Origin of the sequence: Rhodococcus koreensis (assembly GCF_017068375.1) — a bacterium.
GTDB classification, from domain to species: Bacteria; Actinomycetota; Actinomycetes; order Mycobacteriales; family Mycobacteriaceae; genus Rhodococcus_F; species Rhodococcus_F koreensis.
Window position 1 is genome coordinate 7,075,796 of sequence record NZ_CP070609.1, and the last position, 22,408, is coordinate 7,098,203.

General features: G+C 67.4%; 23 protein-coding genes. 11 read left to right on the top strand and 12 right to left on the bottom strand.

The features are described 5' to 3' along the window. Position 1: 1 nt before the first annotated feature. From JWS14_RS32105 to JWS14_RS32120, 4 genes are all read right to left on the bottom strand, one after another. Positions 2-1,213, bottom strand: a complete 1,212-nt coding sequence (locus tag JWS14_RS32105; protein WP_072940647.1) for an AI-2E family transporter — start codon at positions 1,211-1,213, stop codon at positions 2-4. Between the two features lie 77 nt (positions 1,214-1,290). Beyond that, on the bottom strand, positions 1,291-1,482 hold the full coding sequence (locus tag JWS14_RS32110) for a YbdD/YjiX family protein (RefSeq protein WP_043826878.1): 192 nt from the start codon (positions 1,480-1,482) through the stop codon (positions 1,291-1,293). Further along, on the bottom strand, positions 1,475-3,778 hold the full coding sequence (locus tag JWS14_RS32115; protein ID WP_206015078.1) for a carbon starvation CstA family protein: 2,304 nt from the start codon (positions 3,776-3,778) through the stop codon (positions 1,475-1,477). The genes JWS14_RS32110 and JWS14_RS32115 overlap by 8 nt, the downstream gene beginning before the upstream one ends. A gap of 126 nt (positions 3,779-3,904) precedes the next feature. Beyond that, positions 3,905-5,482 (bottom strand): FMN-binding glutamate synthase family protein, encoded by a 1,578-nt coding sequence (locus JWS14_RS32120; protein ID WP_206015079.1) that lies wholly within the window; start codon positions 5,480-5,482, stop codon positions 3,905-3,907. A gap of 119 nt (positions 5,483-5,601) precedes the next feature. Here JWS14_RS32120 and JWS14_RS32125 point away from each other — a divergent pair, with 119 nt between their 5' ends. Continuing rightward, on the top strand, positions 5,602-6,012 hold the full coding sequence (locus JWS14_RS32125) for a CD225/dispanin family protein (protein WP_206015080.1): 411 nt from the start codon (positions 5,602-5,604) through the stop codon (positions 6,010-6,012). Positions 6,013-6,058: 46 nt separating this feature from the next. Next, the gene (gene ychF / locus JWS14_RS32130; RefSeq protein ID WP_072940641.1) at positions 6,059-7,138 is read left to right on the top strand and encodes a redox-regulated ATPase YchF; all 1,080 of its coding nucleotides are present in this window, start codon (positions 6,059-6,061) and stop codon (positions 7,136-7,138) included. Here ychF and JWS14_RS32135 read toward each other — a convergent pair. Next, positions 7,128-8,528 carry an MFS transporter gene (locus tag JWS14_RS32135; RefSeq protein WP_206015081.1) on the bottom strand — a complete coding sequence of 467 codons (1,401 nt, stop codon included), beginning with the start codon at positions 8,526-8,528 and terminating at the stop codon, positions 7,128-7,130. The two genes, ychF and JWS14_RS32135, sit on opposite strands and share 11 nt — an antisense overlap. 61 nt (positions 8,529-8,589) lie before the next feature. On the opposite strand from JWS14_RS32135, the gene JWS14_RS32140 reads away from it, so the two are divergent. After that, positions 8,590-9,120 (top strand): winged helix-turn-helix transcriptional regulator, encoded by a 531-nt coding sequence (locus JWS14_RS32140; RefSeq protein WP_206015082.1) that lies wholly within the window; start codon positions 8,590-8,592, stop codon positions 9,118-9,120. A gap of 3 nt (positions 9,121-9,123) precedes the next feature. Here JWS14_RS32140 and JWS14_RS32145 read toward each other — a convergent pair whose 3' ends face one another. From JWS14_RS32145 to JWS14_RS32155, 3 genes are all read right to left on the bottom strand, one after another. Continuing rightward, on the bottom strand, positions 9,124-9,993 hold the full coding sequence (locus JWS14_RS32145) for a PE-PPE domain-containing protein (protein ID WP_083395577.1): 870 nt from the start codon (positions 9,991-9,993) through the stop codon (positions 9,124-9,126). Positions 9,994-10,061: 68 nt separating this feature from the next. Continuing rightward, positions 10,062-10,466 carry a DUF1304 domain-containing protein gene (locus tag JWS14_RS32150; RefSeq protein WP_206015083.1) on the bottom strand — a complete coding sequence of 135 codons (405 nt, stop codon included), beginning with the start codon at positions 10,464-10,466 and terminating at the stop codon, positions 10,062-10,064. Next, the gene (locus JWS14_RS32155) at positions 10,463-10,930 is read right to left on the bottom strand and encodes a cupin domain-containing protein (protein ID WP_206015084.1); all 468 of its coding nucleotides are present in this window, start codon (positions 10,928-10,930) and stop codon (positions 10,463-10,465) included. The genes JWS14_RS32150 and JWS14_RS32155 overlap by 4 nt, the downstream gene beginning before the upstream one ends. An 86-nt stretch (positions 10,931-11,016) precedes the next feature. Here JWS14_RS32155 and JWS14_RS32160 point away from each other — a divergent pair, with 86 nt between their 5' ends. Further along, positions 11,017-12,060, top strand: coding sequence for a LuxR C-terminal-related transcriptional regulator (locus tag JWS14_RS32160; RefSeq protein ID WP_206015085.1), 1,044 nt, complete (start codon positions 11,017-11,019; stop codon positions 12,058-12,060). A gap of 7 nt (positions 12,061-12,067) precedes the next feature. On the opposite strand, the gene JWS14_RS32165 is transcribed toward JWS14_RS32160, so the two are convergent. Both JWS14_RS32165 and fusA read right to left on the bottom strand, forming a co-directional pair. Continuing rightward, on the bottom strand, positions 12,068-12,490 hold the full coding sequence (locus JWS14_RS32165; protein WP_206015086.1) for a hypothetical protein: 423 nt from the start codon (positions 12,488-12,490) through the stop codon (positions 12,068-12,070). 123 nt (positions 12,491-12,613) lie between these two features. After that, positions 12,614-14,647 (bottom strand): elongation factor G, encoded by a 2,034-nt coding sequence (fusA, locus tag JWS14_RS32170; protein WP_206015087.1) that lies wholly within the window; start codon positions 14,645-14,647, stop codon positions 12,614-12,616. 132 nt (positions 14,648-14,779) lie between these two features. Between fusA and JWS14_RS32175 the strand changes: the two genes are divergently transcribed. Then, a complete protein-coding gene (locus JWS14_RS32175; RefSeq protein ID WP_206015088.1) occupies positions 14,780-15,250 on the top strand; it encodes an SRPBCC family protein in 471 nt (156 codons plus the stop codon). Here JWS14_RS32175 and JWS14_RS32180 read toward each other — a convergent pair. Together JWS14_RS32180 and JWS14_RS32185 are read right to left on the bottom strand one after the other, a co-directional pair. Then, positions 15,244-16,899 (bottom strand): alkaline phosphatase D family protein, encoded by a 1,656-nt coding sequence (locus tag JWS14_RS32180; RefSeq protein WP_206015089.1) that lies wholly within the window; start codon positions 16,897-16,899, stop codon positions 15,244-15,246. The two genes, JWS14_RS32175 and JWS14_RS32180, sit on opposite strands and share 7 nt — an antisense overlap. A 118-nt stretch (positions 16,900-17,017) precedes the next feature. Further along, a complete protein-coding gene (locus tag JWS14_RS32185) occupies positions 17,018-17,668 on the bottom strand; it encodes a hypothetical protein (protein ID WP_206015090.1) in 651 nt (216 codons plus the stop codon). 177 nt (positions 17,669-17,845) lie between these two features. Between JWS14_RS32185 and JWS14_RS32190 the strand changes: the two genes are divergently transcribed. From JWS14_RS32190 to JWS14_RS32215, 6 genes are all read left to right on the top strand, one after another. After that, positions 17,846-18,049, top strand: a complete 204-nt coding sequence (locus tag JWS14_RS32190) for a CopG family transcriptional regulator (RefSeq protein ID WP_072940618.1) — start codon at positions 17,846-17,848, stop codon at positions 18,047-18,049. Beyond that, entirely contained in the window at positions 18,046-18,420 is a 375-nt protein-coding gene (locus JWS14_RS32195) for a type II toxin-antitoxin system death-on-curing family toxin (RefSeq protein WP_206015091.1), read from the top strand. The genes JWS14_RS32190 and JWS14_RS32195 overlap by 4 nt, the downstream gene beginning before the upstream one ends. Positions 18,421-18,484: 64 nt before the next feature. After that, complete coding sequence (locus tag JWS14_RS32200) at positions 18,485-18,697, top strand: DUF4287 domain-containing protein (RefSeq protein WP_206015092.1); 213 nt, start codon at positions 18,485-18,487, stop codon at positions 18,695-18,697. A gap of 103 nt (positions 18,698-18,800) precedes the next feature. Next, on the top strand, positions 18,801-20,729 hold the full coding sequence (gene htpG / locus JWS14_RS32205; RefSeq protein WP_206015093.1) for a molecular chaperone HtpG: 1,929 nt from the start codon (positions 18,801-18,803) through the stop codon (positions 20,727-20,729). Positions 20,730-20,735: 6 nt separating this feature from the next. Continuing rightward, on the top strand, positions 20,736-21,725 hold the full coding sequence (locus JWS14_RS32210) for an NAD-dependent epimerase/dehydratase family protein (RefSeq protein WP_206015094.1): 990 nt from the start codon (positions 20,736-20,738) through the stop codon (positions 21,723-21,725). A gap of 88 nt (positions 21,726-21,813) precedes the next feature. Continuing rightward, positions 21,814-22,383 carry a mismatch-specific DNA-glycosylase gene (locus tag JWS14_RS32215; RefSeq protein ID WP_072940608.1) on the top strand — a complete coding sequence of 190 codons (570 nt, stop codon included), beginning with the start codon at positions 21,814-21,816 and terminating at the stop codon, positions 22,381-22,383. The last annotated feature ends 25 nt before the right edge of the window (positions 22,384-22,408 follow it).

Below are 22,408 nucleotides of genomic sequence, written 5' to 3' on the forward strand. Positions count from 1 at the left end.
GTCAGTCCGGCTTGGACGCGACGGCGGTCTCGTCGACGGTGACGCCCTCCCGTTCGGCGTCGTCGAGGTCTTCGTTCGCGGCGACGGCGTCGGGGATGTTGCTTTCGGCGCTGTGCTCGTCGATCTGCTCACCGATGTAGCGCACCACCACGGCGGCGACGGCGGCGGCGGGCACCGCGAGGAAGGCTCCGACGATCCCGAACACGGAACCACCGGCGGTGACGGCGAGCAGCACCACGACGGCGTGCAGTTTCATGCTCTTGCTCTGGAGTACCGGCTGCAGCACGTTGCCCTCGATCTGCTGCACCACGAGGATGATGATCAGCACGATCACCGCGGTGGTGAGACCGTTGGCGACCAACGCGACCAACACGGCGAGTGCGCCGGCGACGAACGCACCGACGATCGGGATGAAGCCACCGATGAACGTCAGGATCGCGAGGACCGGTGCCAGCGGCACGCCGAGAATCACCAGTCCGGCGCCGATGAAGACGGCGTCGATGAGGCTGACCAGTGCCTGGGTGCGGATGAAACCGCCGAGTGTGTCCCACATGCGGCCCAGCACCTCTTCGAGGTGACGGCCCGCGCGGCCGCCGCTGACGGAATGCAGCCACGGGATGAACCGGGGGCCGTCCTTGATGAAGAAGAACGACAGCACCAGCACCAGGCCCAGCGTGATCAGCAGCGAGCTGGCGGTGCTGACACCGGTGAACACCCCGGACGCGATGACCGTTCCACTCTCCTGGACCTTCACGATGATCGTGTGGATGCCCTGGTCGATCTGATCGTCCTGCAGGTTGATCGGTGGACCCTTCAACCAGTCCTGCACCTGGTTGATGCCCTGGGTGGCCTTGTTGGCCAGCTCGGGGGCCTGCCTGACGACGGACGGCACGATGCCGGCGATGATCCCGGCGACGACGGCGATGAACACGACGAGCGTCGTCGCGGCGGCCGCAGCCGGGGGGATACGCCGCTTCGTCATCGCCCGCGTCGGCGGCCACAGCACCGTGCACACCACCACCGCCAGCAGCACGGGGAGGACGATCACCCACAGCTTCTCGATGATCCATCCGAACAGCAACGCGCCCAGCGCGATTGCCGCGAGGACCAGCGACCACTTGGCCAGCCACATCGCACCCACCCCGATGAGGTGCCCGCGGTCCGGTTTCGTGACCGCGCTCCCGGACGGTGCCGGGGCTTCCTTCTCCGTCACAGATGGTCCTCCCTGCCGTGTCTGCTCAGCCGATCAGTACTGACAGTACTGGGGAACGCCGGGCCGGCACGGTGAGGTCAGCAGCAGCGGGCGCCCGGGTTGGCGTCGGCGTCCGCGTAGCGCGCTCGCCAGTACTCCCGCTCGCTCGGCACCTCGGCGTCCGGATGGTGGCGGCGAAGGTGCTCGACGTACCTGCTGTAGTCGTGGTCGCCCATCAGCGCCCCCGTCCACCACCAGGCGGTCCGGACGGCCCCCACGACCCTATTCATCATGATGATGTGCCCTGTCCGTGTGGGTGTGTGCCGCGCCCGGTGCGCGAACCGCGCCGGAGGCGATGAGTTCGTTCCATTCCTTGTCGAGTTCCTTCTCGGCGGCGGTGGTGACGAACCCGGCCGGTGCGAAGATCTTCGACGGTTTCTCGGGTGCCTCGGTGGTTGGCAGTCCACCGGCCCGGAACGCCTTGAGGCACACGAGCGCTCCGGCCACCACGACGACGAGGACGAGGCCGGCGAATACGATCGACAGGGTGCCCTGGATGAACGTGTTGCGGATGACGGCGTCGATGGCCTCGGGGGTCTTGGCGGATCCGAAGCTGGTCTTGCCCGCTTCCTTCGCCTCCTTGAACGCGGCGTGCTGGGACCAGTAGCCGACGGAGGTGTTGCCGGAGAAGATCTTCTGCCACGACGCGGTCATGGTGACGATCAGGTCCCAGACGAGGGGAACACCGGGAATCCAGGCCCACTTGAACAGGCCCTTCTTCATGACTATGGCGAGGACCACCGTCAGCGCGATCGCGGCGAGCAACTGGTTCGCGATGCCGAACAGCGGGAACAGGGTGTTGATGCCGCCGAGCGGGTCGGTGACGCCCATCAGGAGGATGGCACCCCACAGTCCGACGACGGCGAGCGAGCACACCCACGCGCCGATGCGCCACGACGGATCCTTGAACTTGCGGGCGGGTCCGCCGAAGTTGCCGAGCGAGTCCGACAGCATGAATCGGGCGACCCGGGTGCCGGCGTCGACGGTGGTGAGGATGAACAGCGCCTCGAACATGATCGCGAAGTGATACCAGAACGACTTGAGGGCAGCGCCGCCGAGGAACTGGCTGAGCACCTCCGACATGCCGAACGCGAGCGTCGGGGCACCGCCGGTGCGCGAGATGATCGACTCCTCGTCGACGCCCGCCGCGGCCTGCGCGAGGGTGTCCGCGGAGATGTTCGGGCTGGAGAGTCCGAGGCTGTTCACATACGTCGCGGCCGTCTCGGGGGTTCCGCCGGTGAGGGTGGCCGGCGCGTTCAGCGCGAAGTACAGGTGCTGGTCGATGATGCACGCGGTGACGAGCGCCATGATCGCGACGAACGACTCGGTGAGCATGCCGCCGTAGCCGATCAGCCGCATCTGCTTTTCCTTCGCCAGCAGTTTGGGCGTCGTGCCGGAGGAGATGAGGGCGTGGAAGCCGGACAGCGCGCCGCACGCGATCGTGATGAACAGGAACGGGAACAGCGAACCCGCGAAGGCGGGGCCGTTGCCCTGGATGGCGAACGTCGTGACGTCGGGCATCTTGATGGCGGGCTGCGCGACCAGGATGCCGATGGCCAGCAGGACGATCGTGCCGATCTTCATGAACGTCGACAGGTAGTCGCGCGGGGCGAGGAGCAGCCACACGGGCAGGACGGAGGCGGCGAAACCGTAGGCGATCATCAGCCAGGCGATGGTCACCTTGGACAGCGTGAACCAGTCGGCGCCCCAGCCGGTGTCGGCCACCCAGCCGCCGGAGACGATGGCGAGGAGCAGCAGCACGACGCCGATCAGCGACACCTCCGCGACCTTGCCCGGGCGCAGGTACCGCAGGTAGACGCCCATGAAGAGGGCGATCGGGATGGTCATGGCGATGGAGAAGACACCCCACGGGCTTTCCGCGAGCGCGTTGACGACGACGAGGGCGAGCACCGCGATGAGGATGATCATGATGACGAAGACACCGATCATCGCGGCGATGCCACCGACGACGCCGAGTTCGTCGCGTGCCATCTGGCCGAGGCTGCGGCCGCGGCGCTTCGTCGAGATCCACAGGACGAGGAAGTCCTGGACGGCTCCGGCGAAGACGACGCCGATGATGATCCACAGCGTGCCGGGCAGATAACCCATCTGGGCGGCGAGGACGGGGCCGACGAGGGGCCCTGCGCCGGCGATGGCGGCGAAGTGGTGCCCGAACAGCACACGCCGATCCGTCGGCATGTAGTCCTTGCCGTTCTCGAGGATCTCGGCGGGCGTGGCCCGGTCATCACGGGGTTGGACGAGTTTGCGCTCGATGAACCGCGCGTAGAAGCGGTAGGCGATGAGGTAGGTGCAGACGGCGGCCACGACGAACCAGACGGCGTTGATGTTCTCGCCGCGAACGAACGCGATCATCACCCAGGCGATGCCGCCGAGAAGGCCGAGGACCGCGAACGTGATCCGCGCCGCCGGTGAGATCGGGGTGCGGTCCACGACGCCGACCGGCGGCAGATCCGGATCCGTTTTCAGGTACTCGACCTCGGATTCGGGGGCGGCTCTCAGGGCCATCGCGAACTCCTTCCCGGCGTCCCCGTCGTCATTGTGTGCCAGGGGCGACGCCGTCGACAGGTGCCACATCTTTTGTGGCCCCCGTCACCCTATTGCGCCGACGTTCAGTTCGACGAAAAAACGACGTCAGAAGCGAGTCGAGTCGGCATCGATCCAGTCGGTGAGCCAACCCGACGGTGGGTCCTCGAGTAATTCGCCGGGCATCAGCCACTCGTACAGTTCCGCGTAGGTGCGGGTGGTGACGCCGTCGATCCGGCGGTTGAGCATCGCCGGTGTCAGTTGGTCGAAGCTGTCGAGGCCCATCGATGCCACCATCTGCCGGGCGCCTGCCACCGTCGACTTCTGGAAGCGGAACACCCTGGCCGCCTTGTCGGGGACGTCGAGTGCGCGGGTCCGCGCCGGGTCCTGGGTGGTCACCCCGACGGGGCAGCGGTTGGTGTGGCACATCTGCGCCTGGATACACCCGACGGCGAACATCATCGCGCGGGCCGCCAGGGTGAAATCGGCGCCCTGGATGATCCGTTTGACGATGTCGGATGCGCTGGCGACCTTCCCGGACGCGCCGATCTTGACGCGGTCCCGCAGGCCGGTGCCGGTGAGCGCGTTGTGCACCAGCATCAGCCCCTCGGTGAGGGGCATGCCCATGTTGTCCTCGAATTCCACTGGACCCGCGCCGGTTCCGCCCTCGGAGCCGTCGACGATGACGAAGTCCGGGGTGACGTCGCGTTCGAACATCGCCTTGCAGATACCGAGGAACTCGATGCGCGATCCGACGCACAGTTTGAACCCGACGGGTTTGCCGCCGGAGAGCTTCCGCAGGGTGACGATGAAGTCGATGAGCTCGTTCGGGGTGGAGAACGCGGTGTGCGCGGGCGGGGAGATCACCGTTTTCCCGACCGGCACGCCACGCGTTTCGGCGATCTCCCTCGACACCTTCGCGCCGGGCAGCACCCCGCCGAGTCCGGGCTTCGCGCCCTGCGACAGTTTGATGGAGATCGCCTTCACCTGGTCGAGTGCCGCGTGTTCGGCGAACTTGGCGGGGTCGAACCGGCCGTCCTCCGCGCGGCAGCCGAAGTAGCCGGACGCGATCTCCCAGATCAGGTCGCCGCCGTGCTTGCGGTGATAGGGGCTGATCGCGCCCTCGCCGGTGTCGTGCGCGAACCCGCCGCGCGCGGCCCCGGCGTTGAGGGCTTCGATGGCGTTGGCGGAGAGCGAGCCGAAGCTCATCGCCGACACGTTGAGAAGCGCGATGTCGTAGGGCTGTTCGCAGTCCGGTCCGCCGAGGCGGACGGTCGGCGGTTCGGGCGGGGCCATCCGTGCGCGCAGCGAATGGACCATGAATTCGTAGCCGACGGCGTGGACGTCCCGCTCGGTGCCGAACGGCTCCTCGGCGAGCGTGCCCTTGGCGCGCTCGTAGACGAGGTCGCGGGTGTCGCGGTCGAAGGGCGTTCCATCCGTGGACGATTCGATGAAGTACTGCTGAATCTCGGGGCGGATCTTCTCCAGCAGGAACCGCGCGTGCCCCAGCACCGGGTAGTTCCGCAGAACGCTGTGCCGCCGTTGCAGCAGGTCCCACGTGCCCAGAGCGGCAGTCGCGAGCAGGAGGAGGGCGGCGAACCACCATCCCGTGGCCACAGCGACGGTCAGGGCGAGAGCGCCCAGGCCGAGGATCCATATCGCGAGGACGATCAACCATCGGGTCACGTGCTGAGACTAGAACCTCACGTGAGCGCCGACGCGTACTCCGGCGCACTTTCCCACTCACATGGGGAGGGGATGGGATAGTGGAGGCACGAGGTCAGCTGCCACGACAGGGGGGCGTCATGTCGGAGTCACCGATCAATCCGGAATCGTCGAGCAATCCGGTGCCGCCGAAGCCGGGCGACACGGGTGCCTATGGCTACCAGTACCCGACGCAGCAGCAACAGCCGCAGGCGCAGCCCTACCCGGGACAGTACGGCCCGCCGCCGCTGCCGCCGTCGAACGCCGGGTGGGCGGTGGCCGCCGTCCTCTTCTTCTGGCCGCTCGCGTTCGCCGCGTTCAACCACGTCCACGACGTCTACCCGAAGTGGGCGATGGGCGACTACCAGGGTGCCCAGTACGCGTCCGACCGCGCCAAGGGGCTCGGCAAGATCGCTCTGTGGATCTGGGTGGCGCTGATCGTCGTCTTCGTCATCGGGTACGCCATCCTGATCATCGCCCTCGTCGCGAACAGCAATACCAACAGCTGGTGAGGGCGTGGTCGTTGATCCGGCGCCGACGCCGTAGAATCCAACGACCGTGAGCCTTACCCTCGGAATCGTCGGACTGCCCAACGTCGGCAAGTCCACCTTGTTCAACGCGCTGACCAACAACGACGTGCTGGCCGCGAACTACCCGTTCGCGACCATCGAACCCAACGTCGGCCTGGTCGAACTGCCCGACCCGCGGCTGTCCGAGCTCGCCCGGATCTTCGGTTCCGAGCGCATCCTGCCCGCCACGGTGTCGTTCGTCGACATCGCCGGCATCGTCAAGGGCGCCTCCGAGGGCGCCGGCCTCGGCAACAAGTTCCTCGCCAACATCCGCGAGGCCGATGCTATCTGCCAGGTGGTTCGCGTCTTCCACGACGACGACGTCGTGCACGTCGACGGCCGCGTCGACCCGGCATCCGACATCGAGGTGATCGAGACCGAGCTCGTCATCGCCGACATGCAGACGCTGGAGAAGGCCCTGCCGCGCCTGGAGAAGGAAGCGAAGAAGAACAAGGAGCTCAAGCCCATCCACGAGGAGGCGCTGAAGGCGCAGGAAGTCCTCGACTCGGGCACGACCCTGTTCAGCGCGAAGGACAAGCTGGACTTCGCGCTGCTGCGCGAGCTGAGCCTGCTCACCACCAAGCCGTTCCTGTACGTGTTCAACGCCGACGAGGCCGTGCTCACCGACGAAGCGAAGGTCGCCGAACTGCGTGCCTCCGTCGCCCCCGCCGACGCCGTGTTCCTCGACGCCAAGGTCGAGCAGGAACTCCTCGAACTGGACGAAGAGGACCGGCAGGAGATGCTCGACTCGATCGGACAGTCCGAGCCCGGCCTGCACGCCCTCGCCCGGACCGGATTCCACACCCTCGGCCTGCAGACCTACCTCACCGCAGGTCCCAAGGAATCCCGCGCCTGGACCATCCACAAGGGCGACACCGCCCCGCAGGCCGCCGGCGTCATCCACACCGACTTCGAGCGCGGCTTCATCAAGGCCGAGATCGTCTCCTTCGACGACCTCGTCGCCGCCGGATCCATGGCCGCTGCCAAGGCCGCGGGCAAGGTCCGCATGGAGGGCAAGGACTACACCATGGCCGACGGCGATGTGGTGGAGTTCCGCTTCAACGTCTGACGGCGGTTCTTCGCACCAGCACCCCGACGACTCCTGCGCCGACGAGTGAGATCAGCCCGGTGGTGACGGCGGCGTGGTTCCAGCCCGTCATCATGCCGTCGATGGTGCCTGCGGGGTCGAGGGCGATGATGCTGACGACGGTGACGCCGATGGAGGAGCCGAGGTAGCGGGCGGTGTTGTTGGCGCCGCTGCCGAGTCCGCCCTGGTCGGCGGGGACACTGGCGACGGCTTGCCGGCCGAGGCCGGCGTTGAGCAACCCGCTGGCGATGCCGGCGAGCAGCAGGCCCGGGACGAGGCGCAGCAGCGACGAGTCGGGGGACAGGCCCGTCATCGTGAGCATGGCGATGCCGACGCCGGCGAGTCCGATGACGAGTTGCGGGGTCCCGGCGAGCCGCGCTGGGAGTGTCCGCGCCAGCAGTGACGCCACGACGCTCGTGCCGGACCACAGCGCGATCACCCCGGCTGCGGCGAGCGTGCTGACGTGCATCGTCTTGACGAGGAACGTGCACGCGAACGACATCAGACCGATGATGCCCGCCCCGGTGGCGAGTGCCGCGAGGGTGGCGGCGAGGAAGTCGCGTCGGCGGAACAAGGCGAGATCGAGCATCGGGAACGGGCGCCGCCGCTCGACGCCGACGAACGCGAGGGTGAACACGGCGGCGCCGATACCGCAGAGGGCGGTGGCGGGAGTGTTGCCTTGCCTGCCCTCGACCAGTGCGACGAGGACCAGCACCATCGCGGCGCAGAGCGTGACCGCACCGGGGACGTCGATCCGCTTCGGGACGGCGGACCGTGACTCCGCCAGTGCCCGTGTCGCGACCTGTCCGATCGCGAGCGATGCGACGGCGAGTGCCCAGTACAGGCCGCGCCACCATCCGGCGAGGTCGAGGAGTCCTGCGAGCACGGGACCGACCGCGATGCCTGCGCCGACGCTCGCGCCCCAGATCCCACTCGCCGTCGCGCGTGCCGCCGGAGTGGCGAAGGCGTGGGCGACGGCGCCGAGGCTGGCCGCGATGAGCGCTGCACCCGCCACCCCTTGGATCAGTCGCCCGACGATGAACAGAACGGGTTCCTGGCTGACCGCGCCGACCACGGCTCCCAGTGCGAGAAGCCAGGCGCCCCAATGGAACACCCGGCGCCGGCCGTAGTCGTCGGCGAGCGCGCCCGCGGTCAGCAGGACCGCGGCGAGGCCCACGCTCATCGAACTGAGAATCCACGTCTGCGCCGCGGGGCCGGCCGACAGCGCCGCGGCGACGGTGGGCATGTTGCCGAGCGGGGCGCAGAACGCGATCAGGGCGACGAACGTGCCGAGCGACGCGACGGACAGTGTGGTTCCCGGGCGGGGTGCGTGGGCTCGGACGGGTGGGGCAACCGCGGTTGGTCTGTTCACGAGACTGAACTTAGAACTATTTTGGTCTGGTGACAAGACCGAGCTGGGCTAGCATGGGGAAATGGCACTGGGAACCGGGTACTCGCAGCAGAACTGCAACCTCGCTCGCGCGCTCGAAGTAGTAGGCGAGCGGTGGACGATGCTCGTGCTGCGCGACTGCTTCTACGGCGTCCGCCGCTTCAGCGATCTCCTCGCACACCTCGACATCTCCCGCGCCGTCCTGACGGATCGGCTGGGCGCACTCGTCGACGCCGGTGTCCTCGTCCGCGTCGCCGACGGCGGTCATCCCGAGTACGAACTCACCGAGGCGGGAAAGGCGCTGTGGCCGAGCATCTATGCGCTCTCCCAATGGGGTGAGCAGTACGTGTCGCCCGGCAGTTATCCCGGCCGGATGTTCTCGCACGCCGAATGCGGGACGCAACTCGACCGTTTCGGGCGGTGCCCCGACTGCGGCACGATCCCGGGACCGGAAGACCTCGTGGTCGCCCCCGGGCCGGGCGAGGCCGCCCACCCTCGCAGCGACGCCGTCGCCGTGGCCCTGCGCGAACCCCGCCGGATGCTCACCCCGCTGCGGTCACGCGGCGATGCCTGACCGTCACGCCGCGACGCGCAGGGGCGGTTCGAACGTCGCCCGTACCTGCAGCCACTGGGCGAGAATCTGACATCCGGTGAGCCCGCTCGCGTCGAGTGGTTCGCTGGCGTACGCGATGTGCCGCCCGCCCCGCGTGTTGACGACACGCACACCGCGCCAGGCGAGGTGCGGCGGAAGGTAGCCGAGCACCTCGATCATCGCGGTCCGCAGGCGACGGGCGTCGGTGCGCCACTGCCGAGGGCTGAATCGTGTCTTGCCCGCATTCTGGAAGCTGTTGCTGCGGATCAGTTCCCACGTCTGCGTGAGCCACGTCCGAACTGCGCGGAATGACATCCACCGCGTGAGGTCGGCGATGTCGCGGACATAGCTGTCTTCGCTGGCATTGCAGATCATGTCGTCCGGGTGCGCGATCCACTGGACCGGTATCGACTCGGGGATCGGCGCGCCGACACCCGCGACACCGCGCCCGAAGCACCCCGGAGCCACTCCCGCCGGTTGCTCGGGATCGGAGACGAGACCCACGGCGGCGAGGTTGCCGGAGCGCAGGGTGCCGGTGGCGATCTGTCCGAGCACCTCACGGATCACGGTGCATCCCTGCGAGTACCCGATCAGCATGACAGGTCCGGGAGCGTCGTCGATGGCGTCGATCAACCGGCGGACGCCGACCTCGGTGCTCTGCCGATAGCTGAGCCCGCCCGCGGCGACCGGCCCGTACGACGCCGGATAGCCGACCCACCGAGACTCGAATCGGTCGTCGAGGGCGTCGGTGACGTCACACAACAGTCCGGAGACGTGGCGCCGGTGGTCATCGGGGTGGGACTCTCCGGTACCACCGATGGCGAGAACGGTCACCTGGGGCATGGCGTCCATCATGCCGACGGACGATAAGGATTCGATCGGTCGACCCTGAGAAGTTTCTGGCAATCGACTGCGAAGGGTTGTCACCCGATCGCCAGCGAGATCAGAGCCACCAGTGGCGGCGCGCTCTGTGACAGTGCGCCAACGACGCCGTCGCCACGCTGCCGGCTCAGCGCCATGCGATCCGACGCGGCCAGGGCGATGCCCGCGAGGAACATGAAGAGGCAGGTGTAGACGACGAGTGTGCGACCAGGCGTGTCCTGACCGGCCCACCACAGGATGACGCCGGCGATGGCGCCGGAGGCGAGGAACAGATTGTAGAAGCCGACGTTGAACGCCCACAGATGGGCGGCGGGCACGTCGCCCCCCGGGATACGGAAGATGCCCTCGTGCACCGACGGTCTGCGGAACAGGAGCGATTCCCACACGAATGCCAGCAGGTGCACTCCCGCGGCGATCAGGGTGGCGATCTGCGCGACGACGGTCATGACGCACCCGCCCCGGTCGCGAGTTCGACGCCATAGCGGTCGGTGACCTCGTGCAGCAGTCGGGCCACTACCTCCGGCGAGTGCCCGCCACGGCCGACCACGTCGAGATCACCGAAGAAGCGACCGTGGGACGCCCCGGCGGCGACGAGGAGGAAGTCGGCAGACTCGGAGAGGACTGTGAACGTATTCATCGTTCCCGCCTCGATGGCGACCGTTTCCCCCGCCGCGAGTTCGTACCCGGTGTCCCCGGCCTGGACGAGTATCCGGCCGCGCAGCACGTGGTAGGACTTCGACCACGGCTCGGCGTGCAGTGGACCGTCCGGTGCGCTCCGGGACGCTTCGACGAGGAAGACTTCGTACGTTCCGCCGGTGTGATCGCCGCCGACCAGGACCGTGATGTCGGCGTCCGGCGCGGTGAACCGCCTGCCGTCGCCTGCTCTGATTACGTGAACGTGGGTGGACATACTGCGACGGTAGGACCGGCTCACCGCTCTACCCATCCCAGGAATGTGGGATGGTGGTGTGCCTGTGACCAGCGCATACTGTGGTCATGCTGGAGGTTCGGGCGGAAAAGCTGCGGCGGGAGGTGCTCGCGTTCGCAGGAGCGGGAGCCGGCGTCACGCAGCTGCACGAGCGCGCCATCGAACTGGTCGGTGAGACGGTGCGCACCGACCTGACGTGCTGGGCGATGCTCGACCCGGAGACCCTCGCGATCAGTTCGATGACCAGCGGGCGCAGCCGGATACCGCAGCAGTACGAACCGCTGCTTGCCGAATCCGAGTACAAGGGCGACGATCCGGGCACGTTCGCCGAACTCGCCCGCAGCGGCCGGACCGTTGTGCGGGCATCGGACCTACCCGTGGACGCGGTCGCGCACAGCCTCCGCCACGGCGCGGTGTGGGCGCCGCTGGGGCTCCGCAGCGAGGTCCGGATCGTGTTCCGCGTCGACGGGGTGTGCTGGGGTGCGGCCGGATTCGTGCGGTCCGGGCCGGATTTCACCGACCGTGAGCTCGAGTTCCTCACACTCGTGGCTCCTGGCCTGGCGGTCGCGACGCGGGCCGCGTCCGTGCACGCCCCGGCAATCTCCGGTCGCGGCGACCACGGTCCGGCGGTGGTGGTCACCGACGCCGCCGGCGATCCGATTGCGCTCACAGCCGCTGCCCGCGGCTGGCAGGACCGCTTCGACGAGGTCGCCCCGGGCAGGTTGACCGTGGTGTTGCGGGCCGCGACGTTCGGGGCGCGGTCGAGCGGTTCGGGGATCTTCAAGGCGCGTGTGCGCGACGCGGAGGGCGGCTGGATTCTGGTGCGCGCCACGGCCTTGATCGGCGGCGACGAACCGCAGACGGTGGTCACCCTCGAACCCGCCGCCGACGGTGAGCTCACCGGGTTGTTACTCGCAGCGTATGCGGTCACTGCACGCGAGCGTGACGTGTGCGCCGACGTGTTGGCCGGCTACGCGACGTCCGAGATCGCACGACGTCGCGGCATCACCGCGAACACCGTCCAGGACCACCTGAAATCGGTGTACGCGAAGGCCGGGGTCCGCAGCCGCGCGGAACTCGCCGCGCGGCTGCGGACCGGTCGCGAGAACTAACGACCGCTCACGACCCGGTGGTGCCCGTCGCCAGCGGGGAACAGGCCTTCTGCGCCGCCGCCCACGTCGAACTGTCGATCCCGGGAGGAGCGGCTGACTCGTCCGGCGCGCCGCCCTGGGGTGGGGCCGAACCGTCGCCCTCCGGCGATGCCATTTCGCCGCTGGGCGGCGCCATACCGCCCGGTGCCCCGCCGCCGGCTTGGTCGGGCGGTGCGGGCACGCCGTTGTCCTCGAGGCAGGCCTGGAGGACGTCGCTCATCGCCGCGGGGGCGGAGCCGCCCTGCGCGGCGCTGCCGGCGGTGCCGCCCTGCACGGCGCTGCCGGCGGTGCCGCCTTGCGCGGCGCTGCCGGCGGTGCCGGTCGACGAAGTGCCGGACGAAGACTCGCCCGAGCTACACGCGACGACGGAACATGCGAGACCTACTGCCATCGCCGCTCCACCGATGCCGCGAACCAATTGTGAACGCATGATCGATGCCCTTCCTCTGTGAGTGAGACACCACTACACCGCGGGAAGCTGGGAGAACGCTGCGTGCGCGCTGGAAGGGCACTGTCAGCGCGGTTCGGGCCGCTCCTGGTAGCACTTGAAACTCAGGGCGAGACGGCCACGCCCGTGCGTCATCGAGCGCAGGGCGACCGGATAGTCGGTGACCTCGCTCGTCGGCACCGAGGCGATGACAGTGACCTCGCCGTCCCCTGCCGGTTCGGTGCCCTCGATCTGGCCGCGTCGCCGGCCGAGATCCGCCATCACGTCACCCTGCAGCGTCGAGGGCACGGTGACCTCGACGTGGTCGACGGGTTCGAGGACGAGAGTGCCCACCTTCTCGATGGCCGCACGGAGGGCGAGCGCCCCTGCCATCCGGAAGCTGAAATCGTCGGAGTCGACGGAGTGATGCTTGCCGTCGAGGACGGTGGCGCGCAGGTCGACGAGCGGAAACCCGTGCCTGCCGCCGCGTCCCATCGATTCGGCGATCCCCTTTCCGACCGCGGGAATGAGGGATTTGGGTATCACACCGCCGCGGGTCTCGTCGACAAACTCGTAGCCCTCGTCGCGGGGGAGCGGCTCGAAGCGGACCGTCGCCACCCCGAACTGGCCGTGGCCGCCGCTCTGCTTCTTGTGGCGGCCCTCCGTCTCCACGGTGCCGAGCAGTGTCTCGCGGTACGCGATCTTGACCGGTTCGGTCAGGAGGGTGATGCCGTACCGCCGCTTCAACCGGGTCAGCGCCACCTGCACGTGCACGTCGCCGGCGCCCCGGACCACCGTCTGGTGGGTCTCGCTGTCGCGCGTGACCTCCAGCGTCGGGTCGTCGCTGACGAGTTCGGCCAGGGCTGTCGCGAGTTTGTCCTCGTCGCCGGCGCTCTCGGCGGCCACCGCGAGTCCGTAGACGGGACGGCGGTGCACGATCGGGGGGACGGTGAGCGGCGAGCCGATCGGCGCGAGGGTGTCGCCCGTCGAGACATCGGTGAGTTTGATGGCGCCGACGATGTCGCCGGCCTCCGCGCTGTCGATCGGGGTGTGCTTGCTGCCGAGGACGCGAAGGAGGTTGTGCAGGCGCTCCTTCGCGCCGGTGCGCTGGTTGACGAGGACATCGTCCGCGTGCACGCTGCCGGAGAGGATCTTCAGCAACGCCACCTGGCCGACGTATTCGTCGGTCTGCGTCTTGAAGACGTACGCGAGCGGGTCGCCGGACGCATCGCACCGCACCTCGGCGACCCGGTCCCCGTCACCGCGGACCTCGATGCCCGGGACCTCCGACGGTGCCGGCGCGATCCGGCACACGAAGTCGAGCAACCGGTCGACGGCGATCGCATCGACGGCCGACCCGCACAGCACCGGCCACAGCGATCCCGCGGCGAAACCCGCGCGGAGCGCGTGCTCGAGTTCGGGCACGGAGATGTCCTCGCCGTCGAGGTACTTCGAGAGCAGGTCGTCCTCGATCTCGACGACGTCCTCCACGAGATGCTCGTGCTGTTCGTGTTCGCGGTCGGCGATGTCGGCGGGCAGTTCGTCGCTCGTGTTCGCGGACCCGCTGTCGTAGAGGATGACGTGCTCGGTGAGGAGGTCGGCGACGCCGGTGAACGCGGACGCCTCGCCGACGGGCAGGTCGACCGGTTCGACTCCGGACCCGAAATGGTCGCGGATCCCGGCCAGGACGGCGTCGAACGACGCCCGTTCCTTGTCCATCTTGTTCACGAACAGGATGCGCGGGATCGCTCGCTCGGTGGCCGCCTGCCACAGCAGTTCGTCGTTCACCTGCAGACCGCTGACCCCGTCGATCACGAACACGGCGACGTCGGCGACCCGGAGCGCCGTCATCGCGTCGCCGGCGAAATCGGCGTAGCCCGGCGGGTCGAGGAGATTGATCCGGTAGTCGTTCCAGGAAAACGAGGCCAGGCCGAGCGTCAGCGACTGGGTGCGGTCGTGTTCCTCCGGTTGGGTGTCGAGCACGGTGTTGCCGCTCTCGACCCGTCCGGGTCGCGTGACGACACCGGCGCGGAAGAGCATCGCCTCCGCGAGCGTCGTCTTCCCGTTACCCTGATGCCCCACCAGGGCGATATTGCGGATCAGATCCGTCTCGGTCGTCACTGCTACCCCCACCATGTCGTACGGGTCGCTCCCGACGATACCGCGCGCGCGACCGGTGGCGAGGCGTTATCTTCCACGTGAAGAGGTGGTCGCGACCTCGGTCCGCCACACCCGACACCGAATGGAGACCGCATGGCTTCGGCCGAGTTCCTCGTCGAACGTTCCACCGTCATCGATGCGAGCCCCGACGTCGTTCAGCCACTCCTCGACGACTTCCGGAAGTGGCAGTCGTGGTCGCCGTGGGAGGACGTCGATCCCGATCTGAAGCGCACGTACTCCGGCCCGGATTCGGGCGTGGGCGCTTCCTACGCATGGGAGGGCAATCGCAAGGCGGGTTCGGGACAGATGGTGATCACCGAGTCGGTGCCCGGCTCGAAGGTCGTGCTCGACCTGACCTTCCTCAAACCGTTCAAGGCGGAAAACGTCACGACGTTCCTCCTCGAACCGAACGGTGCGGGCACGACCGTCCGCTGGCAGATGACCGGCAAGAACAACTTCTTCTTCAGGATCGTGGGAGTCGTCTTCCCGATGGACAAGATGGTGGGCAAGGACTTCGAGAAGGGGCTCGCGCAGCTGAAGGCGGCGGCCGAGCAGCGTCAGTAGTCCTTTCCCGTCGCCAGTTCGAGGTCGGTCATGGTCTTGAACCGGGGTGTGCCGTCGCTGTCGTTGCGGGCCTGTTCCATCACGAGGCGGGCCGACCGTCCCTTCAGGTGGAGGGTCGCCACCTGATCGCCGAAGAACGGTCCGGCGACCTTGGACCAGTCGAGGGGAACGGGCGGCACCCGCGACACCCGGCCCAGGATGAAACGCACGGTCCGCTCGGTGGCGCGCCGCCACGAGATCCGGAACGTCACGTTCATGGCGGCCGGTACGTAGTTGTGCAGGGGCGAGCACGTCAGCTGATAGACCAGTGACTGCAGCGGTTCGGGGTAGTGCGCCTGCGCGGCGTAGGCGTGGTGGACGTCGCCGGACAGCACCGAGATGGTGGACGGCGCGCGCCCACCCGGCCCGGCCCGGTGGCCTCTGCCGACATCGGCGAGGAGCCGGGCGAGCCGGTCGAACGAGTCACGAAACGCTGCCCAGTGCTCCAGGTCCGCCGCGCGCCGGATCTTCTCGGCCCAGGCCGCCACCCGGGGGCCGCGGGATCCGCCGGCGAGGCGTTCGTTCCAGGACTCCAGGTCGTGGAGGGCGCGGGGCAGCAACCACGGCAGTGACGTCCCGACGAGCAGGTGGTCGTAGTCGCCCTCGGTCTGACGCTCGATCCAGGAGAACTCGGGGTCGGACACCATCGCGCGGCGACCGCCGGCGAGGATGCGCCCGCACCGCGAGTCGATGACGAGCAGCCTCGCGACGCCGAGGTCGCGGCGATACGACCACTGCGTGCCCTTCGCGCCGTCCGCCTCCTCGTCGGCGGCGGACGCGAACTCCCGGAGCATCGGTTCGACGTCGCCGCCGTGCTTCCGAACACGTTGGTACAGATCGTTTTCGGCGAGGAGACTCGGCGACAGGTTCCCGAGGTGCTGATAGACCCAGTACGACGACAACGCGCCGACGATGCGCTCCTCCCACCACGACGTCGCCTCGACGTCGTCGCGCCAGGACTCGGAAGTGTTCCAGTCGTCCCGCACGTCGTGGTCGTCGAAGATCATCGACGTGGGCACCGTGGACATCAGCCAGCGCACCTGGGGGTCCGACCACGATTCGGCGTACAGCCAGGTGTATTCCTCGAAGTTGCGCACCTGCGGGCCGGGTGGCTCCTTCACGTCGTGGATCTCGGCGACGCGCGCCTCGGTCTCGGGGGAGAGTTCGTCGGCATACACCTGGTCCCCGAGCAGCAGCAGGGCGTCGGGCCACCGGTCCGGGGACTGTCCGGCCATCCGCACCGCGTAGGCGTCGAGGGCGTCGGCGCCGAGGTGCCGGTTGTCCTCCGTCGTGGACATCGTCGCGAACCGGCACGATCCGAACGTCAGGACGAGGGTGTCGTCGTCCTCGCGGAGCGTGCGGATCACCGACGGGACGGCATTCGGCAGCGGCCACACCGGACGGCCGTCGAGGGTCACGTCGTACGGAGTGGTCGACCCGGGTTCGAGATCGTCCACGACGACGAGTGCGTAGTGGTGACCCGACACGTTCCACGTGCGTTCCTCGTGGCCGAGGACCCGGACCGTGCACGGCTCCGACGTCTCGACCCACACCGTCGCGTCGGACGTGCCGACATGTCTGAGCAGCGGTCCCAGAATCAGCTTCGCCACTTTCGTCACCCTGCCGGATTCTTCGCGCGTGACCGGTACATGCGATAAGCCTACGGATCCCCGCGCTACCGCGGGGAGGCTTCTGCACCTCGGGACGTTCGGCGGAATATTTGTTTCACTAGGCGGAGTCGAGGCTCGGTAGCTGGGTGAAGTCAAAGCCGATCTGATGTTGCACAGGGTTCGCCGGGCAGACCCATTTCAGCTCAGATCGACCTTCCACGGGTTGGAGACGCATGTAACGCTCGGTCGGGCACCAAAGGTGGCGTGCCCTCGGGACTGTGAGAAAGGTCTGTCCTTCGGTGTCCCTCTCGAGGGCATAGCCTGGTAACCCGAACCGAAATGGTCGAAATCTTGTTGCGCTCAATGTGAGATTTATCGTCAGGGCAAATCCGCTCAACGCGACAATTGCACAGGCCACGATGGTCGCAATGTAGTTGCTTTGATTCGACTTCAGATTCACGATGGCAACTAGAATTCCTAGTGACACACCGACGACTGACAACCAATTATCCGGTAACCACACGCGGCGTTTCACTTTACGGTGCATCTCAGTTCGGTGTTCGAACGGATCGTCTGGAGTCTTGCCGACGATGAAGTTGCCGCCGACAGTGATGTCGTTACCTGCCTGTATTCCGTCGTTGTTGGATCCGAAGTGGAGCGTCGGTGGCAGCACCTCAGTGGCGGAGGAAAATCCTAGATTTGGTGAACCGCAACCGCAGTATTCGTAGTCCGCCGGTGGCGTACGTCCGCATTCGCATTCGATCGACATTCTTCCCCCGAGTTTCCAAAGATCTGATGTAAGTAATCGGCGATATGTTGACAGACGTGACCGACAAGTACGGTCGCGAGGCCGGTCCCGCGCGAGGACGAAACGCTGCTGTTGGTTAAGTCCTGATCGAAGGTCGGGTTACAGGGCCAGCTGCTACCACTTTGGTATCATCGGCATATGGCCATGACATTGCGACTGACGGAGGAGCAGGAGCGTGCGCTGACGCTTCTCGCCGACGCTCAAGGCGTCAGTAAGCAGGAAGCGACGGTTCGCGCGATCCTGGAGGCTGCCGCTCGGCACACCCATGACGAGCGGGTTCGCGCTCTGTCCCGCCGCGGCCGCGACCGGTACGCCACCTTGCTGGACCGCCTCTCGCGGTGACGATCGACTATCTGACTCTCGAGGACTTGCTCTCGCTGGCTGAGGATCTCGGCGTTGCGTCGGTCCGGGATCTCGGGCTGCTCGACTCGGCGGCCCACCGTCCGCAGACGTCGTTGCTCGGCCAAGAGGTGTATCCGTCGATTCACGACAAGGCGGCCGTCCTGCTCGAGTCCTTGACGAGGAATCATGCCCTCGTTGACGGGAACACGCGGCTGTCCTGGTTGGCGGTTCACGTGTTCTACGGATTGAACGGCTATGACCTGGATGCTCCCGAAGGTCCGGCATACGACTTGGTCATCGCTGTTTCGAGCGGGGAGTGGGGGTACCGGGAGGTGTCGCCCCAGCTCGCCGAATGGGCACATTCCGTCTGAGTGTCGCTTCCTGAAGATGCTTGTCGGACAGGATGTGTCGGCGGGTTCCGCTAGCGTGTCGCGCATGGCTGAACCAGTGAAGGGTCCCGCGTCCTATTTCCCGTCGATCGAGGAGAAGTACGGTCGGCCGATCAGTGAATGGCAGACGCTCATCCGGTCGTCCGAGCTGAGCAAGCACATGGAGTTGGTGAGTTGGCTGAAGTCCGAGCACGGCCTCGGTCACGGCCACGCCAACGCGCTGGTCGCGCACACCCTGAAGGAGGACGCCGCCGGCTGACGGGCCACCGGCGGTAGCTCGCCGCGATGAATCCGGAATTTTGCCGCGGGATATCATTCCGACGAATCTGGTGTCGAGGGTTCTGCGTTCGAAGGGAATCGAAGTGAGCACGAAAATCGAACAACTGGAGTTCCAGGCGGAGACCCGCCAGCTCCTGGACCTCATGATCCACTCGGTGTACTCCAACAAGGACTCGTTCCTGCGGGAGCTCATCTCCAATGCCTCGGACGCGCTGGACAAGTTGCGTCTCGAAGCGTTCCGCAACAAGGACCTCGACGTCGACACGTCGGATCTGCACATCGAGATCGAGGTGGACGCGGAGAAGCGCACGCTCACGGTCCGCGACAACGGCATCGGCATGTCCCACGAGGAGGTCGTCGACCTCATCGGCACGCTGGCCAAGTCCGGCACCGCGGACCTGCGCCGCAAGTTGCGGGAAGCGAAGGACGCCGCTGCCTCCGAGGAACTGATCGGACAGTTCGGCATCGGTTTCTACTCGACGTTCATGGTCGCAGACAAGGTCACCCTGCTGACGCGGAAGGCCGGCGAGAGTGAGGCCACGCGCTGGGAGTCGAGCGGCGAGGCCACGTACACGATCGAGGCCGTCGACGACGCCCCGCAGGGCAGCTCCGTCACCCTGCACCTCAAGCCCGAGGACACCGAGGATCACCTGCACGACTACACGTCGGTACGGAAGATCAAGGAACTCGTCAAGCGTTACTCCGACTTCATCGCGTGGCCGATCCGGATGGACGTCGAACGCACGGTCCCCGCGGAGGGCGACGGCGGGGACGAGGTCACCACGACGTCCGAGACGATCAACTCGATGAAGGCGCTGTGGGCGCGCTCGAAGGACGACGTCTCCGAGGACGAGTACAAGGAGTTCTACAAGCACATCGCCCACGCCTGGGACGAACCGCTCGAGGTCATCCCGATGAAGGCCGAGGGCACGTTCGAGTTCCAGGCCCTGCTGTTCATTCCGTCTCACGCGCCGTTCGACCTGTTCATGCGGGACGGGAAGACGGGTGTGCAGCTGTACGTCAAGCGCGTCTTCATCATGGACGACTGCGACCAGTTGATGCCGGAATACCTTCGCTTCGTCAAGGGTGTGGTCGACGCTCAGGACCTCTCCCTCAACGTCTCCCGTGAAATCCTGCAGCAGGACCGGCAGATCCGTGCCATCCGCCGCAGGCTCACCAAGAAGGTCCTCACCACGATCAAGGACCTGAAGGCCGAGCGGCCCGACGACTACCGCACGTTCTGGGCAGAGTTCGGCCGCGCGGTCAAGGAAGGCCTGATGTCGGACAGCGACAATCGGGATGTGCTGCTGGGTATCTCGTCGTTCGCGTCCACCCACAGCGAGGAGGAGCTGACCTCGCTGGAAGACTACGTGTCGCGGATGAAGGACGGTCAGGAGCAGATCTTCTACGCGACCGGCGAATCCCGGCAGCTGCTCGAGAGCTCCCCGCACATGGAGGCCTTCCGTGCGAAAGGCTTCGAGGTGCTGCTGCTCACCGACCCCGTGGACGAGATGTGGGTCGGTGCGGTTCCGGAATTCGAGGGCAAGTCGTTCCAGTCGATCGCCAAGGGTGAGGTCGATCTCGACACCGAGGAAGACAAGAAGGCGCACGAGTCGGAGCGGGAGGAGCAGGAGAATGACTTCGCCGGCCTGCTCTCCTGGATGGCCGACGCGCTCACCGAGCAGGTCAAGGAGGTGCGGCTGTCGACGCGGCTGACCACGTCACCGGCCTGCATCGTCGGCGACGCGTTCAGCATGTCCCCGGCACTCGAGCGGATGTACCGGGCGTCCGGGCAGCCGGTTCCCACCACGAAGCGCATCCTCGAGCTGAACCCTGCCCACCCTCTCGTCACCGGGCTGCGGGAAGCACACGGCGAGCGCAACGAGGATCCCGCGCTGGGGGAGACCGCGGAGCTTCTCTACGGGATGGCGTTGCTGGCCGAGGGCGGCGAACTCGACGATCCCGCCCGGTTCACCACCATGCTCGCCAACCGTCTCGCCAGGACGGTGTAATTCCCCTTGCTGGTATTGGTCACGGGGGGAACAGGTTTCGTCGGGGCGTGGAGCGCGAAGGGGGCGGTGGACGCCGGTCACCGGGTGCGCTTCCTCGTGCGGGATCCTGCTCGCCTCGTGACCAGCGCGGCGGCGCTCGGGCTCGACACGTCCGATCACGTGGTCGGTGACATCACGGACGCCGCGTCCGTGCGGCGTGCCCTGGACGGCTGCGATGCCGTCATCCACGCCGCGGCCGTCGTCGCGGTCGACCCGCGTCGCGCGGAGGAGATGCTGCAGACCAACCTTGCCGGCGCGCAGAACGTGCTGGGAACGGCGGTCGAACTCGGCCTCGATCCGATCGTCTACGTCTCGAGCATCGCCGCGTTGTTCCAGCCGGGGGCCCGGCTGCTCACCCCCGACCTCCCGGTGTGCGGGCCCCCCGACGCCTACGGCCGCAGCAAGGCGCGCGTGGAGCAGTACGCGCGTGACCTGCAGGCCGACGGCGCACCCATCGCGATCACCTACCCGGGCATGATCGTCGGCCCGCCCGCGGGAAAGCAGTTCGGCGAGGCCGCCCAGGCAGTCGAGGCCGCCGTCCACCTGCGGGGTCTGCCCGGGCGGGGCGCCGCATGGACGATGGTCGACGTGCGTGAGGTGGCCACAGCGCACGCCGCCCTCCTCCAGTCGGGGAGCGGCGCCCGCCGGTTCATGCTCGGAGGTCCCCGGATCCCGATCGCCGGGATCGCCGACATGCTGGCCACGATCACCGGCAGACGGATGGGCGTGTACCCGGTGCCGGACGCCGCGTTGCGTCTGGTGGGCAGACTCGTGGACGCGATCGACCGGTTCGTCCCCTTCGGCACTCCGATCTCTGAGGCCGCGATGGAGTACTACACGCGGATGCCCGACACGGACGACCGGCCGAGCGAAACCGAACTCGGCGTGAAGTACCGCGATTCGGCGGAGACCCTGGCCGACACCGTCGCCGGGCTGACGGAGGCGGGCCGACTGTGAGTGCGGAGGCGGGCCGACTGTGAGTGCGGAGGCGGGCCGACTGTGAGTGCGGAGGCGGGCCGACTGTGAGTGCGGAGGCGGGCCGGCTGTGAGCTTCACCCGCGCGGAGTTGGAGTCGTTCCGGGACGCCGAGGTTCCGGACCTCATCGGACCGGGCTGCCGCCTGCTGTTCGTCGGCATCAACCCGGGACTGTGGACGGCCGCGACCGGGGCGCATTTCGCACGTCCGGGCAACCGCTTCTATCCGGCTCTGCTGGGCGCCGGGATCATCGAGCGACCTATCGATCCGACGGCAGGCATGTCGGACGCGGATCGCGACCACCTGATCGAGCGGGGCGTCGGCATCACCAATCTGGCCCCGCGTGCCACGGCGAAAGCCGACGAATTGACCGGCGAGGAACTGGCCGTCGGCGCCGAGCGCCTGCGCTCCGTCGTCCGCGACACCGCTCCCAGGGTGGTCGCCGTAGCCGGAATCACCGCCTATCGCACGGCATTCGGTGAGCGTGCAGCGAAGAAGGGCAAACAGCCGAGCACCCTCGAGGGTGCAGAGTTGTGGCTGGTGCCCAATCCCAGCGGGCTCAACGCCCACGAAACCGTCGCCACCCTCGCCGCGTCGTACCGGGAGGCGGCGATCGAGGCCGGAATCGTCTCGAGCTGACCGTGCAGGTCGCTAGGCTGCGGAG